Consider the following 14172-nt stretch of genomic DNA (forward strand, 5'->3'; position numbering starts at 1 on the left):
GGCCCGCCGTCGCCACGGCCGGGCCGGGCTTTGCTTGCGCTTGAAGAAAGTTGCCTAACTCAACCATCGCCCTTACGGTTGCTTTAGGCAACGAAAATTCACGCTGAAGGACCTCCATGACTCCGACGACCCCCATGACGCACCGGCAAGTCCTGGAAGCGCTGTCAGGCCTCCTGCTGGGCCTCTTCGTGGCCGTGCTCTCCTCGACCGTCGTCTCCAACGCCCTGCCCACGATCCTCACCGACCTGCACGGCGGCGAGTCCGCCTACACCTGGGTGATCACCGCCACCCTGCTGTCGCTGACCGCGTCCACCCCCATCTGGGGCAAGCTCTCCGACCTGGTCAGCAAGAAGCTGCTGGTGCAGATCGCCCTGGTGATCTACATCCTGTCCTCCGCCCTGGCCGGCCTCTCGCAGAACACCGGCGAGCTGATCGCCTGCCGCGTGCTGCAGGGCATCGGCGCCGGCGGTGTCACGGCACTCGCCCAGATCTGCCTCGCCGCGATGGTCACGCCCCGCGAGCGCGGCCGCTACAGCGGCTACTTCGGCGCGGTCTTCGCCCTGGCGACCATCGGCGGCCCGCTGATCGGCGGCGTCATCGTGGACACCGACTGGCTGGGCTGGCGCTGGTGCTTCTACGTCGGCATCCCGTTCTCGCTGCTGGCCATCGTCGTCCTGCAGCGCACCCTGCGGCTGCCCGTCGCCCCGCGGCGCAAGGCCCGGATCGACTACCTCGGCGCCCTGCTCGTCACCGCCGCGGCCAGCCTGCTGATGATCTGGGTCAGCCTGGCCGGCAAGAACTACGACTGGGTGTCCTGGCAGTCCGCCGCGATGCTCGCCGGCGCCGCCGTGCTCGCCGTGCTCTTCGTCGCCGCCGAGCGCCGCGCCGCCGAACCGGTCATCCCGCTCCACCTCTTCCGCCACCGCACGGTGACGCTCTCCGCGGTCGCCAGCGTCCTGGTCGGCGTCGGCATGTACGGCGCCACCACCTTCCTCAGCCAGTACTTCCAGCTGGCCAAGGAGAAGTCGCCCACCATGGCCGGCCTGCTCACCCTGCCGATGATCCTCGGCCTCGCCGTCTCCTCCACCGTCGCCGGCAAGCTGATCACCCGCTACGGCCGCTGGAAGGGCTACCTGGTCGCCGGCACCCTGCTGCTCGCCGTCGGCTTCGGCCTGCTCGGCACCGCCCGCGCCGACACCGCGTACGGGCTGCTCGCCCTCTACATGGCGGTGGCCGGCGTCGGCCTCGGCCTGACCATGCAGAACCTCGTCCTCGCCGTGCAGAACACGGTGCCGCGCGAGGAGCTCGGCTCGGCCAGCTCCGTCGTCACCTTCTTCCGCACCATGGGCGGCGCGATCGGCGTCTCCGCACTGGGCGCCCTGATGGCCGACCGGGTGGCGCGCTACCTCGCCGAGAACCTCGCCCGGGCGGGCGTCCGCCCGACCGGCAGCGCCCTCGGCGGCGGCGAGATCCCCGACCTGCACCGGCTGCCCGCCCCGATCGTCCCGCTGGTGACGGACGCCTTCGGCCACGGCGTCGGCGTCGTCTTCCTGCTGGCCGCGCCGTTCGCGCTGCTGGCCTTCCTGGTCGTGCTGTTCATCCGGGAGACCCCGCTGCGCACCACCATGGACGCCCCGGCCGAGCGCGCCTTGGAGCTCGTCGAGGACTGAGTCCCGGCCGGCCGTTCCGGGCACGCGGAAGGGCCCGCGGGGTGCGTACCCCGCGGGCCCTTCGTCGTGCGTGCGGCTCAGCGGCCGGCGATCAGGGTGATCCCGTAGAAGACCACCGAGGCGCAGATGCTGAAGCTGAGCGCGGCCCCGGCCAGGGCCAGGTTGCCGCTGCCGGCCCCCGGGATCCCGGACCGGACGGCCTCCTGCGCGGCCTCGCGGCGCGACAGCGCCAGGATGCCGAGGGAGAAGGCCGCGACCACCGCGACGGTGATGGCGAAACTGAGGCCCGCGGTCTGCGCGAGGGCGTCCCACTTGATGTGCATGGCTTGCCGTCCTCTCTGACTGGTCGGGCGGCTCAGGCCGCGACGGTGGTGGTGGCGGGGGTCGGGGTGGCCTGCGCGGGCACCTCGACCTCCTGGACGTCGTTCACGTTGCCGGCGTGCACCGGCTGGCGGCGGGAGGCGATCCACATCGCGCCCGAGCCGGCGACCAGCGTCGCGCCGACCAGGGCCACGCCCCAGGCGCCCTGGTCCGCGACGAAGGCCGCGAGACCGGACACCGCGGCGGCGGCGGGCAGGGTCAGGCCCCAGGTGTAGACCATGCGGCGCACCAGGCTCCAGCGCAGCTCGCGCTTCGGGCCGCCGAGGCCGGCGCCCATGATGCCGCCGGAGCAGACCTGGGTGGTGGACAGGCCGTAGCCCATGTGGGTCGAGGTGAGGATGACCGTGGCGGCGGCCGTCTCGGTGGCGAGGCCCTGGCGGGGGCGGATCTCGGTCAGGCCGTTGCCCATCGAGCGGATGATGCGCCAGCCGCCCATGTAGGTGCCGAGCGCGATCGCCGCACCGGCGCTGACGATGACCCAGGTGGGGGGCAGCGCGCCGGGCTTGAGGGCACCGACGGAGACCAGGGTCAGGGTGATGATGCCCATGGTCTTCTGCGCGTCGTTGGTGCCGTGCGCCAGCGAGATCAGCGAGGAGGTGAACATCTGGCCGCGCCGGAAGCCCTTCTCGGTGGTCTCCTCGCGGCCGCCGCGGGTGATCAGGTAGGCGAGGCGGGTGGCGCCCCAGGCGGCCAGACCGGCCACCAGCGGGGAGGCGACCGCAGGGATCAGGATCTTGGTGACGACGACGTCGAAGTTCACGCCGTTCATGCCGACGCCGACGACGGTGGCACCGATCAGGCCGCCGTAGAGCGCGTGCGAGGAACTGGAGGGCAGGCCCTTCAGCCAGGTCAGCAGGTTCCAGAGGATCGCTCCGACCAGGGCGGCGAAGATGATCGACGGCTGGAGGCCGGCCTTCTCGTTGACGATGCCGCCGGAGATGGTGGTGGCCACCTTCACGGAGAGGAAGGCTCCGGCGAAGTTGAGGACTGCGGCGATGGTGACCGCGACCTTGGGCTTGAGGGCTCCCGTCGCGATGGAGGTGGCCATCGCGTTGGCGGTGTCGTGGAACCCGTTGGTGAAGTCGAAGGCGAGCGCCGTGATGATCACAACGGCCACCAGGAACGTGATGTGTTCCATAACCAAACAATCGTCGTAGTTGTCGGACTGACGCTGCTGTCAGGCGTGACCGTAGGGAGCCAGGGTGAACGGAAGGTGAACAGGGTTGGGAATCGTGGTTCTGATGGTGGATCGGGGGTTGCACGAACATTGCGAAAGTGTGGAAAGCGCGGCTCTGTACGGCCGTTGTGTCCGCTTGGGTCCTCCTTCGTGGGGGTTTGGTGAGACTTGCCTCACACCCCCTTGGTGGCGCCGGTGAGGTCCCGGGTGAGGACTCGCTGAGAATTCACCGGACGGACCGCAGGCCCCCTGCCGTTACCTGCCGGTCACATGGCAGGATTCTCCACAGAGATCACCGGGCTCGGGCCCGGGCCGGGCTGGACTGGGGAGGGCGGCCGATGTCGGCTGGGCAGCGTACGGAGAACGGCGTCCGACCCTGGGTACGGGCCGCCCTGCGGTGCGGCACGGTGCTCGCCGCGGCCGCGCTGTCGCTGCCGCTGGCCACCGCCGCGTACGCCGCGCCGACCCCGGCGCCGACCGTCACCGTGGCCGCCGGCGCCGACCCGCTGGCCGACGCCAAGACCACCCTCGGCCCGATGCTCGACCGGCTGCACCAGCTGTACCAGGAGGCCGAGGCCGCCACCGAGCAGTACAACGCCGCCGTCGCCCAGCAGGCCGCCCAGCAGGCCCAGGTCACCGACCTCCGCGCCCGGGTCGCGTCCCAGCAGGCCGCGGTGAACGCCGGTGTGGACATCGCCGCCCAGCTCGCCGCCGCCCAGTACCGCAGCGGCCGGGCCTCCGACCTCGCCGACTTCATGCTCGCCGAGAACCCCTACCAGGCCGTCGTCATCGCCCAGCTGCTCGACGCCGCGGGCCGCTCCCAGAAGGCCTTCCTGGACCGCCTCAAGTCGGACCGGGCCACCCTCGTCGAGCTGCAGGCCCAGGCCGAGCAGGCGCTCATCAGGACCACCGCGCTCGCCACCCAGCAGGAGGCCGCCAAGACCGCCGTGGCCCAGCGGCTCGCCGCCGTCGAGGACATGGTCGGCTCGCTGACGGGTGCCCAGCGCAGCGAGCTGGAGGCCCTGGAGCGGCAGCAGGCCGACGAGGCCCAGCTCGCCTTCCTCGCCTCCGGCGCCCTCGGCAAGGGCGAGCGCACCCCCTCCACGGCCGGCCGCAAGGCGGTCGCCTGGGCGCTCAAGCAGCTCGGCAAGGACTACGTCTGGGGCGGCGACGGCCCGGACGTCTTCGACTGCTCCGGCCTCACCTCGCAGGCCTGGCTGGCCGCCGGCAAGCCGATCCCGCGCACCAGCCAGGAGCAGTGGGCGCAGCTCAAGCACGTCCCGCTGAACCAGATCCGCCCCGGCGACCTCGTGGTCTACTTCGGCGGCGCCACCCACATCGGCATGTACATCGGCGGCGGCCTGATCGTGCAGGCCCCGCACACCGGTGACGTGGTCAAGGTCTCCAAGATCGGTGCCATGCCGATCCTCGGCGCCGTCCGGCCCGACCCGGACTCGGTCGCCGACGACCAGGGCGGCGACTGGAAGGTGCCGCAGGTCACCGTCGGCGCCTCGCGGATCGCCCCGGCGAAGCCGACGACCCTGCCGCCGCGGCCCACCCAGCCGACCCCGGCCAAGCCCACCCCGCCGCCCGCCACCGGTACGGGCACCCCGTCCGGCACCGGCACGCCGAGCGGCAGCGGGACGCCGAGCGGCGGTGGCACCCCGTCCGGCTCGGGCACCCCGTCGGGCTCGGGCACGCCCACCGGCAGCGGCACCCCGTCGGCCTCGGCCGGCACCACCGGGTCCGCCTCCCGCACGGCCTCGGCCCCGGCCTCGGGCACCCCGAGCGCCCAGTAGGCAGGGCCGGCGGCCCACCGTTCACGGACACCACGCACAGCGGCGCGCGGGGGAGCCCCCGCGCGCCGCTGTGCATCGCGGGCTAGCCGACGGGTGCGCCGGTGTCCGGTTCGAAGCGGATCACCACGGCCTTGGAGGTCGGGGTGTTGCTGATCTCCGCCGTGGAGTCCAGCGGCACCAGCACGTTGGTCTCCGGGTAGTACGCGGCCGCGCCGCCCCGGGCCACCGGGTAGTGCACCACCCGGAAGTGCGGGGCCCGCCGCTCCACGCCGTCCTTCCACTCGCCGACCAGGTCGACGTACAGGCCGTCGGCCAGGCCGAGCTGCTCGGCGTCCGCCGGGTTCACCAGCACCACGCGGCGGCCGCCGGTGATGCCGCGGTAGCGGTCGTCCAGGCCGTAGATCGTGGTGTTGTACTGGTCGTGCGAGCGCAGCGTCTGCAGCAGCAGCCGGCCCTCGGGCACCTCGGGCGCGGTGAGCGGGTTGACCGTGAAGTTGGCCCTCCCCGTCGCGGTCGGGAAGGTCCGGCTGTCGCGCGGCCCGTGCGGCAGCGCGAAGCCGCCGGGGCGGCGCACCTTCTCGTTGAAGTCCTCGAAGCCGGGCACCACCCGGGAGATCCGGTCGCGCACGGCGTCGTACGAGACCGCGAACTCCTCCCACGGGGTCGGGTCCCCGGGGCCGAGCGCGGCCCGGGCGAGCCGGCAGACGATCGCCACCTCGGAGAGCAGGCCGTCGGACGGCGGCCGCAGCCCGCCGCGCGAGGAGTGCACCATGCCCATCGAGTCCTCGACCGAGACGAACTGCGCCCCGGCCTCCGTCCAGTCGCGGTCGGTGCGGCCGAGCGTCGGCAGGATCAGGGCCCGGGCGCCCGTCACCACGTGCGAGCGGTTGAGCTTGGTGGAGACGTGCACGGTGAGCCGGCAGCGGCGCATCGCGGCCTCGGTGACCTCGGTGTCCGGGGTCGCGGCGACGAAGTTGCCGCCCATGGCGAAGAACACCTTCACCCGGCCGTCGCGCATCGCCCGGATGGTGTCCACCGAGTCCAGGCCGTGCTCGCGCGGCGGCTCGAAGTCGAACTCCCGGCCGAGCGCGTCCAGGAAGGCCGCGCTCGGCCGCTCGAAGATGCCCATCGTCCGGTCGCCCTGCACGTTGCTGTGCCCGCGCACCGGGCACACGCCCGCCCCCGGCCGGCCCACGTTGCCGCGCAGCAGCAGGAAGTTGACGACCTCGCGGATCGTCGCCACGGCGTGCCGGTGCTGGGTCAGGCCCATCGCCCAGCACACGATGATCTTCTTCGAGGCCAGCACCAGACGGGCCAGCTCCTCGATCTGCTCCCACGGCAGACCGGTCGCGGCCAGCACCTCGGCGCGGTCGGTGGACTTCGCCTCGGCGGCGAACTCCTCGAAGCCGTGGCAGTGTTCGGCGATGAACGCCTCGTCCGTGCCGCCCTCGGCGGCCAGCACCAGCTGGTTGAGCGCCCGGAACAGCGCCAGGTCGCCGCCGAGCCGGATCTGCAGGAAGAGGTCGGTCAGCTTGGTGCCGTTCGCGGCCAGACCGCGGGCGTTCTGCGGGTTCTTGAACCGCTCCAGGCCGGCCTCCGGCAGCGGGTTGACCGAGACGACCGTCGCCCCGGCCCGCTTCGCCCGCTCCAGCGCGGACAGCATCCGCGGGTGGTTGGTGCCCGGGTTCTGGCCGGCCACGATGATCAGGTCGGCCTGGTACAGGTCCTTCAGCGAGACGCTGCCCTTGCCCACGCCGAGCGTCTCGGTCAGTGCCGAACCGGACGACTCGTGGCACATGTTGGAGCAGTCCGGCAGGTTGTTGGTGCCGAGCCGGCGGGCGAACAGCTGGTACGCGAACGCCGCCTCGTTGCTGGTGCGGCCGGAGGTGTAGAAGGCGGCGCCGTCCGGGGTGTCCAGGGCGCGCAGCTCCTCCGCCACGATGTCGAAGGCCCGCTCCCAGGAGACCGGCACGTACCGGTCGGAGCCCTCGTCGAGCAGCATCGGCCCGGTCAGCCGGCCCTGCTGGCCCAGCCAGTACCCGGATCGCCCCGCGAGCTCCGACACCGGGTGCGCGGCGAAGAACTCGGCGGTGATCCGGCGCTCGGTGGCCTCCTCGGCGACGGCCTTGGCGCCGTTCTCGCAGAACTCCGCGGTGTGCGTCCTGCCCGGCTCGGGCCAGGCGCAGCCCGGGCAGTCGAAGCCGTCGGGCTGGTTCACCTTGCTCAGCACGGCCAGCGTGCGGCGGGCGCTCATCTGCTCGCCGGCCATCCTCAGGCTGTGCAGCACGGCCGGGACGCCGGCCGCCGCGTGCTTCGGCGCGGAAATCTGCGGCGCGTCCTGCACCGGATCGCTCTGCGGGGCCTGCTTGGCCATGACGGGTCCTCCTCCACCCGGGCAGCGGCATCGTCGCCGCGGCCCGCCTCCATCCTCGCACCGGGACCTTCCGGCGGACCCGGACGGTCCCGGTCGATGGGAGGATGGCGCCCGTCCACCGTCGACGACCCGCAGCGAACGAGGACCGAGGATGCCGCCCATCGAGGAGCCCGCCGACCGCTTCGGCCCGGTGCCCGAGCCGACCGCCCCCGCCGTCCCGCCGCAGGCCGCCGGGACCGCCGACGCCGAGCCCGCGGGCGCCGCACCCGCGGGCGCCGTTCCTGCGGGCGCCGTGCCAGGGGACGCCCTGCCGGCGGACGGCTGGGCGCTGGCTGCGCCTGCCGCCGCTGCTGCCGATGTCGCCCCGGCCGCCGAGGAGGCCGCGCAGGACTACGTGCTGCCCGCCCCGGCGGCGCCGACGGGGATCCGACTGGCCAAGACCGGTGCCGCGGGAGCGCCGACCCCCGCCCCGACTCCCTCGCCGGCCCCCGCACCTCCGCCGACGCCCGCCCCGGCTCCGGCGGCCGTGCCGCAGGGCTTCGGGCCGTCGGCGGCGGGTGCCCCGCCGGTCCAGCCGTCCGCCGGATTCCCGCCCGCGCAGCCGGCACCTCCTGCACAGCCCGCGCCGCCCGCGCCGCCCGTGCCCGCGGGCCCGCTCGGCGTTCCGGCCCAGCCTGCGGGTCTGCCGGGCTTCGGGCCCTCTCCGGTGCCGGCCGGCCCGGTCGCCGCGGCCCCGATCCCGGCCCCGGCCCCGATCCCGGCACCGGCCCCGGCGGCGACCCCGATCCCGGCTCCGACCTCGACCCCGGCCGCTCCGCACGGAGCTGCGCCCGCCGGCCCCGAAGCCCCGCCCGCCGTGCGGGAGTTGCTGGTGCGGCTGCGGGACCGGGCCGACGAGGCGCCCACCCCGGACGCGGCCGTCCACCTGCTGGAGTCGGTGGCCCGCGAGATGACCTCGCTGCTCGGCCGCTACGACCGTGACTCCCTCGCCGCCTGGCGGCGGCTCGGCGGCCTGCGGTGCGCCGCGGGCGACGCCGGGGGCGCCGTCCACCTGCTCGGCCAGGTCGCGGCCGACGCCGCGCAGGCGCTCGGGCCGGGCGACCCGGACACCCTGGAGGTCCGGTTGGAGCAGGCCCGGGCGCTGGGCGAGGCCGGGGATCCGTTCGGCGCCGTGCACCTGCTGCGCGAGGTGCAGCCGGCGCTGGTGCAGACGCTCGGCCCGTACGACGCCCGGGCGCTGGCCTCGCAGGCCCGGCTGGCGCACGCCGTGGCGCTCACCGGTGACCTGGTGTCGGCCTTCGGCATGCTGCTGGAGCTGATCCCGGTGGTGCAGCACCACCTCGGCCCGGCCCACCCGCTGGTCGGCGAGGCCCGTTGCTCGCTCGGCCGGCTGGTGCCGCAGTGGCGGCGGGCGGCGGGCGGCGGCGGGCTGCCGCCGGTCGCGGCGGTCGCGATGGTGCACCGGCTGCTGGTCTGGGACTTCGCGTCCGACCAGGAGGCGGACGCCTTCCTCACCGAGCTGGAGCGGGCCACCGGCCACCGCAGCCTGGCGGCCCGGCTGGCCGCCGTGCCGGAGGAGATGACGGCGGAGCAGGCCACCCAGCTGATGCTCGGCCCGGCCTGACCGGGGGTGACCCGCGCCGCGCAGCGCGGGTCACCAGCCGTGCGGGACGCGCTCCAGGACACCGCCGGCGAAGACGTCGTACAGCGGCAGGTCGGTCATGTGGACGTAGCCGATGTGGCAGTCGCAGACCGGCAGCGGGCACGGCCGGGGCAGCAACCCGGCCCGGTAGGAGCCGTCGTAGAGGTTGCCGAGCGGCGGGCGGACGAAGTGGCAGCGCCGCACCGTGCCGTCGCCGTCCACCGAGACCACCGACTCGCCGGTGCGGCAGGGGCGGCCGCCGCTCGGGTGCGGGTCCCGGCTCCAGCCGAACAGCGGGTCGACGGCCGCCCAGGCGGCGGCCTGCTCGTCGGTGTAGCTCCGGCCGTCCGCGGCGTTCACCCACAGGTAGGTCGAGGCGGGCAGATCTGCCCGCAACTCCCGTGCGGCATCGAGGTGTTCCGGCTCGCCGACGATGCCGACGCTGTGCCGCACGCCCAGCGCGGCCAGCTCCCGGAGCTTCGCCAGGAAGCGTCCGCGGTCGACCTGCCCCGGGTGGTAGGTGATCCACAGGGCCAGGGTGTCGAGGTCGGCCCCGGCGAGCCAGTCGGTGCGGCAGCTGAGGTTGGTCTGGACCGCCACCCGCCGCACGTGCGGCAGGTGCGAGAGGTCGACGAGCGCCCGCCGGTACCAGGAGCGGACCAGGCCCTCGCCCCACGGGGTGAACAGCAGGGAGAGGGTGTCGCCGGTCTGCGCGGTGGCCCAGTCGGTGAACCGCTCCAGCGCGGCGCGGTCCGCCCGCAGCTGCCCCGGGCTGTCCCGCCGCTTGGCGAACGGGCAGTACGGGCAGTCGTAGTCGCAGGAGGCCAGCGGGCCGCGGTAGAGCAGGGTGAGGTCCATCGGGGTCTGCGCCGGGTACGGGCCCGGCATCCCCAGGTCGACGGTCACTTCGCCTCGTACGCGTCCATCGCGGCCTGCACCGCGGGCGAGAACAGCATCGGCCCGACGGCGTCCGAGTGCGCCAGGCCCTCGGGGGAGAGCACCAGCCGCCCGGGGGCCTCGGCGAGCCAGCCGCGGACCTCGAAGGCGGTCAGTTCGGCGGCGAAGTCCTCGGCCGGGAGGGATCCGAACCGACGCCGGTAGGAGGCGAGTTCGAGCCCGTCGGCCTGCAGCAGCGACTGCAGCAGGTGGCGGCGGCGCGACTCGTCGGCGTCCATCGCCCGGCCGACCTCGGCCCGGCCGAAGTCCCCGGCGGCGACGTAGTCGTCGATGATGCCGCGCACCTCGCGGGCGTCCACCGCGTAGTCGAAGGAGTAGTGCAGGGACGAGGTGTACGACCGGGCGCCGCAGCCGAGGCCGACCATGCCGTCGGTCTGGCAGGCGTACTCGCCGGCACTCGCGGTGGCGGCGCCCGTCCGGCGGAACATCCGCATCGACACCTGCTCGTAGCCGGACGCCAGCAGGTGGTCCCGGCCGGCCCGGTAGAGCGCGAGCCGCTGGGCGTCCCACTCGGGTGCGGGGCCGTCGGCGGTGCGCCGGCCGAGGCCGGTGAGCGGCCGCACGTACAGCGGGTAGAGGTACAGCTCCTCCGGCTGCCAGGCGAGCGCGGCGTCCAGGGAGGCGAGCCAGCTCTTCTCGGTCTGGCCGTCGATGCCGTAGATCAGGTCGATGTTGAGCACCGGGATGCCCGCCGCCCGGACGCGGCCGAGCGCCGCCTCCACCGCCGCGCGCTTCTGCGGGCGGACGGCCGAGCGGGCCTCCTCGTCGAGGAAGGACTGCACGCCGAGGCTGAGCCGGGTGGTGCCGCGCTCGGCGAGGACGGCGAGCCGGTCGGCCGTCGCGGTGTCGGGGGAGGCCTCCACCGAGAGCGGGACGGCCCGCAGGTCGGCGCCCATCCGCTGCTCGGCGATGTCGCAGAGCCGCTCCAGCTCGGCCGCGGTCAGGTAGGTCGGCGTGCCGCCGCCGAAGGCCGCGAGCGCGAACCGGGCGTCCGCGTCCAGCGCCTCCCGCACCGCCGACGCCTGCCGCTCCAGCGCGTCCAGGTAGGCGGTGGTCAGCCCCTCGGGGCTGCCGATCCGGGTGAACAGGTTGCAGAAGCCGCAGCGCACCTCGCAGAACGGCACGTGCACGTAGAGCGAGAGCGCGTGCTGCGGCTCGCCCGCCCAGAGGTCGCGCAGCGCCGGACGCCCCGGCAGCGGCCGGTACGCGGTCTTGTGCGGGTAGGCGTAGACGTACGCCCGGTACGGGGAGTCGGCCGCGGCCGGTGCGGTGCTCATCGGACGGTCTCCTCGGTGGCGTTCAGCACGAAGTGCGCGTACGGGACCGTCCAGACCACCGGGTGGCCCAGCCGGTGGCCGGTGTAGCCGTCCTCGCCGTAGCAGGTGCCGTGGTCGGAGCAGACGATCGCGAAGCAGGGCCGGCGCCGGCCCATCGCCGCGAACAGCCGGCCGATGTGCGCGTCCACGTACTCCAGCGCGGCGGCGTGGCTCTCCCGGGTGTCGCCGTGCCCGCGGGTCGCGCCGGGCAGGTGGAACCAGTTCGGCTGGTGCAGCGCGGAGACGTTGACGAAGAGGAACAGCGGCTGCCCGTCCGGCTGTTCGGCGCAGACCTGCTCGGCGCGGGCGACCTGCGCCTCGAAGGAGGTGGGCGAGGGCACGCCCATCTCCGGTGCCCAGTACGACTCCTGGAACAGCCCCGGCAGCACCGAGCCCAGCGGGCCCTGCTTGTTGAAGAAGCCGACCCCGCCGATGCAGACCGTCCGGTACCCGGCGCCGGCCAGCGCCGAGGGCAGGTCGGGGGTGTCGAAGACCCAGGTGCGCGGTTCGGTCGTCTCCGAGCCGGCGAAGCGGGCCGCGAACAGCCGGGGGTGCGGGCCGTCCGGACTCGCCGGGGTCGGCAGGAATCCGGCCAGCATCGCCTGGTGCGCCGCGTAGGTGAAGCTGCCCGGGGTGTGCCGCTCCTCCCAGCGCCCGCCGGGCAGGCGCGCCGCCAGGTGCGGGATGCGGCCGGCCGCGGCCAGCTCCTGCGCGACGTCCAGGCGCAGCGTGTCCAGGGTGACCAGCAGCAGGTCGTGGCTGCCGATCACCTCGTTCATGTCGGGCATCTGATGGTTCATCGGGGTGGTTCCGTCCGGGTGGTGCGAGCGGGCCCCCGGTGGGGGCCGGTGTGCAGCAGGGCGGCGATCTGGGTGCCGTAGGTGTCCAGGCCCTCGGCGGGACCGCCGGGCAGGCCGGTGAGGCCGGGCAGCAGGTCGCCGAAGGCGTTCACCTCGCCGACCACGGCGCCCCGCCAGCCGGCGGTCGGCAGCACGTCCACGCCGACCATGGGGGAGTTCGGGAAGCAGGCCGCGGCCCGCTCCGCCGTCTCCAGCAGCCGGGGCCAGGCCGGGCCGGCGGTCTCCCGGGCGAGCGCCAGGTCGCCGCGGGCACCGCCCAGGTGCAGGTTGGTCATCGGGCGGGTGCTGGTGCGCACCACCGCGTGGGTGGCCCGGCCGGCGACCACGACCACCCGCAGGTCGGCCGAGCGGCCGCCCTGGGAGGCCTTCGGCACCCACTGCTCGACGTGCAGGCCGTCCGGGGCGAGCGCGTCGACCAGGGCGGCGACCTCCGCCGGGGTGCGGTAGCGGCGCACCCGCAGCGAGTTGTGCAGGCCGTCCGGGGCGAGCTCGGCGGAGGTGGTGGCCTGCACCTGGCCGCGCGGCCCGAACTCCAGGGCCACCACGCCGGAGGCCGAGGAGCCGTGCACCGGTTTCAGGAACACCCGGCGCATCCGGGCCGCCGACAGCCGTTCCGTCAGCTCCGCCCAGCCCTGCGGCGGCGGCCCGTCGAGCGCGGGCGGCACCGGCACGCCGGCCGCCGCGAGCCGCCGGTGCGCGGACCGCTTGTCGAACATCACCGCGATCTCCGCCGGGTCGCCGAGCAGCCGCACGCCGGGCCGCGCGGCGAGGCCGTGCAGCGCCGCGCACACCCCGGCGTACCAGGCGGCGCCGCCCTCGACCCGGGTCGGCGCGTACCCGGCGCCGAGCACCGGCCCGCGCAGCAGCGCGTCGACCGCCGCGTCCTCGCCGGGGGAGTCGATCCGCAGCACGGTGCCGGGCGGCAACGTGTACCCGCCGCGCAGCACGTCCAGCCACGGCAGCACGGCGGGCTCGGGCAGCCCGGCGGCCCGCGCCGCCGCCGCGAACAGCAGGACGCGGCGGTGGCCCGGGTTGCCGAGGACGGTGAGCCGGTCGGTCATCGGCTACTCGGAGACCGCCACGTAGCGGTCCTCCTCGTCCTCCTCGTCCTCCGCCTCGGACAGGTCGACGTCGACGCCGGCCAGCGCCTCGGCGACCCGCTGCTGCATCTCCTCGGAGAGGTAGTGGTGGTGCAGGTCGAGCGAGGCGAGGTGGGTGAGCGGCTGGCCCTCCAGCAGGGCGGCGGCGCCCTCGTCCGTCAGCACGCCCATGCCGAGGGCGAGGTGCTCCAGCCGCGCCACGACCGGGGCCTGCGCGACGGCTGCGGCGATGTCGTCCTGGTACTCGCTGTTCTGCAGGCCGAGCCGGCGCAGCGCGGGCAGCCGGGTGGCGGTGAGCAGCGCCGCCATGTCCTCCAGGGTGTGGTCGCCGCCGTACTCGTCGACGCCGAGCCACAGGTCGAGCTCCGCCAGCGCGGGGAACTCGCACTCGCCGAGGGCGCGGACCACCCGGGCCGGCAGGCCGCCGGACTCGAAGCGGACCGAGCTGAGCCGCTCGTGGCGGACGGGGCGCAGCCGCAGGCCGTTGCCGCCGCGCACGACCAGTTCCTCCAGTCGGGGGAGGGCCTCGAACACCGGCGTGATGTCGCACATCTCCAGCCAGGAGATCTCACACTCCTCGTAGCCGACGTCGCCGAGGAAGAGCGCCTCCAGGGCGGGCAGCCGGTCGGCGGCGGCGGTGATCTCGGCGAGCGGCCCGTCCAGGCCGTCGTAGTCGCCGGCCCACCAGGCGCCGACGACGAGGGCGCGCACCTGCGTGGTGTCGACGGCGTCCAGGAAGCGCTGCCAGGCCTCCGCGAACTCCGTCTTGCCGCCGTACCGGTAGCCGAGGCTGATCCGCCAGGCGGCCGCGTCGGCGGCGGGCAGCTCCTCGCCGCGGTCGAGGGAGGTGAGCAGCTGGTGCACGGGCAGGCCGTGGAAGGTGTCGGTCATCGGTG

General features: G+C 74.6%; 11 protein-coding genes. 3 read left to right on the forward strand and 8 right to left on the reverse strand.

The window, feature by feature from the left end:
- Positions 1–134 precede the first annotated feature (134 nt).
- Positions 135–1670, forward strand: a complete 1536-nt coding sequence (locus IE98_RS0111660; RefSeq protein ID WP_078660938.1) for an MDR family MFS transporter — start codon at positions 135–137, stop codon at positions 1668–1670.
- Positions 1671–1747: 77 nt separating this feature from the next.
- On the opposite strand, the gene IE98_RS0111665 is transcribed toward IE98_RS0111660, so the two are convergent.
- Positions 1748–1993: a hypothetical protein gene (locus IE98_RS0111665; RefSeq protein ID WP_030267985.1), complete on the reverse strand. Its 246-nt coding sequence runs from the start codon at positions 1991–1993 to the stop codon at positions 1748–1750.
- A 32-nt stretch (positions 1994–2025) separates the two neighbouring features.
- Entirely contained in the window at positions 2026–3189 is a 1164-nt protein-coding gene (locus IE98_RS0111670) for an inorganic phosphate transporter (RefSeq protein ID WP_030267986.1), read from the reverse strand.
- A gap of 377 nt (positions 3190–3566) precedes the next feature.
- Here IE98_RS0111670 and IE98_RS0111675 point away from each other — a divergent pair, with 377 nt between their 5' ends.
- Positions 3567–5027 carry a C40 family peptidase gene (locus IE98_RS0111675; protein WP_159400888.1) on the forward strand — a complete coding sequence of 487 codons (1461 nt, stop codon included), beginning with the start codon at positions 3567–3569 and terminating at the stop codon, positions 5025–5027.
- 82 nt (positions 5028–5109) lie between these two features.
- Here the strand turns inward: IE98_RS0111675 and IE98_RS0111680 are convergent, their stop codons facing one another.
- Entirely contained in the window at positions 5110–7401 is a 2292-nt protein-coding gene (locus IE98_RS0111680) for an FdhF/YdeP family oxidoreductase (protein WP_030267988.1), read from the reverse strand.
- Positions 7402–7552: 151 nt separating this feature from the next.
- Here IE98_RS0111680 and IE98_RS0111685 point away from each other — a divergent pair, with 151 nt between their 5' ends.
- A complete protein-coding gene (locus IE98_RS0111685) occupies positions 7553–9025 on the forward strand; it encodes a tetratricopeptide repeat protein (protein ID WP_030267989.1) in 1473 nt (490 codons plus the stop codon).
- A gap of 30 nt (positions 9026–9055) precedes the next feature.
- On the opposite strand, the gene IE98_RS0111690 is transcribed toward IE98_RS0111685, so the two are convergent.
- Genes IE98_RS0111690 through IE98_RS0111710 form a run of 5 tightly spaced genes read right to left on the reverse strand, consistent with a single transcriptional unit; the run spans position 9056 to position 14167 of the window.
- Complete coding sequence (locus IE98_RS0111690; RefSeq protein ID WP_030267990.1) at positions 9056–9901, reverse strand: STM4011 family radical SAM protein; 846 nt, start codon at positions 9899–9901, stop codon at positions 9056–9058.
- 44 nt (positions 9902–9945) lie between these two features.
- Positions 9946–11277 (reverse strand): STM4012 family radical SAM protein, encoded by a 1332-nt coding sequence (locus IE98_RS0111695; protein WP_030267991.1) that lies wholly within the window; start codon positions 11275–11277, stop codon positions 9946–9948.
- Positions 11274–12095: an STM4013/SEN3800 family hydrolase gene (locus IE98_RS0111700; RefSeq protein WP_043173992.1), complete on the reverse strand. Its 822-nt coding sequence runs from the start codon at positions 12093–12095 to the stop codon at positions 11274–11276. Before IE98_RS0111700 ends, IE98_RS0111695 begins: the two co-directional genes overlap by 4 nt.
- A gap of 17 nt (positions 12096–12112) precedes the next feature.
- Positions 12113–13237: an STM4014 family protein gene (locus tag IE98_RS47855; protein ID WP_030267993.1), complete on the reverse strand. Its 1125-nt coding sequence runs from the start codon at positions 13235–13237 to the stop codon at positions 12113–12115.
- Positions 13238–13240: 3 nt separating this feature from the next.
- Complete coding sequence (locus tag IE98_RS0111710; protein ID WP_030267994.1) at positions 13241–14167, reverse strand: STM4015 family protein; 927 nt, start codon at positions 14165–14167, stop codon at positions 13241–13243.
- Between the last annotated feature and the right edge of the window lie 5 nt (positions 14168–14172).

The organism is Streptomyces sp. NRRL B-24484, assembly GCF_000717715.1.
GTDB lineage: Bacteria > Actinomycetota > Actinomycetes > Streptomycetales > Streptomycetaceae > Kitasatospora.

Excerpts from the sequence above, each read along its gene's own strand:
- IE98_RS0111660 (WP_078660938.1), top strand. The coding sequence starts at position 135 with ATGACGCACCGGCAAGTCCTGGAAGCGCTGTCAGGCCTCCTGCTGGGC.
- IE98_RS0111665 (WP_030267985.1), bottom strand. The coding sequence starts at position 1,993 with ATGCACATCAAGTGGGACGCCCTCGCGCAGACCGCGGGCCTCAGTTTC.
- IE98_RS0111670 (WP_030267986.1), bottom strand. The coding sequence starts at position 3,189 with ATGGAACACATCACGTTCCTGGTGGCCGTTGTGATCATCACGGCGCTC.
- IE98_RS0111675 (WP_159400888.1), top strand. The coding sequence starts at position 3,567 with ATGTCGGCTGGGCAGCGTACGGAGAACGGCGTCCGACCCTGGGTACGG.
- IE98_RS0111680 (WP_030267988.1), bottom strand. The coding sequence starts at position 7,401 with ATGGCCAAGCAGGCCCCGCAGAGCGATCCGGTGCAGGACGCGCCGCAG.
- IE98_RS0111685 (WP_030267989.1), top strand. The coding sequence starts at position 7,553 with ATGCCGCCCATCGAGGAGCCCGCCGACCGCTTCGGCCCGGTGCCCGAG.
- IE98_RS0111690 (WP_030267990.1), bottom strand. The coding sequence starts at position 9,901 with ATGGACCTCACCCTGCTCTACCGCGGCCCGCTGGCCTCCTGCGACTAC.
- IE98_RS0111695 (WP_030267991.1), bottom strand. The coding sequence starts at position 11,277 with ATGAGCACCGCACCGGCCGCGGCCGACTCCCCGTACCGGGCGTACGTC.
- IE98_RS0111700 (WP_043173992.1), bottom strand. The coding sequence starts at position 12,095 with ATGAACGAGGTGATCGGCAGCCACGACCTGCTGCTGGTCACCCTGGAC.
- IE98_RS47855 (WP_030267993.1), bottom strand. The coding sequence starts at position 13,237 with ATGACCGACCGGCTCACCGTCCTCGGCAACCCGGGCCACCGCCGCGTC.
- IE98_RS0111710 (WP_030267994.1), bottom strand. The coding sequence starts at position 14,167 with ATGACCGACACCTTCCACGGCCTGCCCGTGCACCAGCTGCTCACCTCC.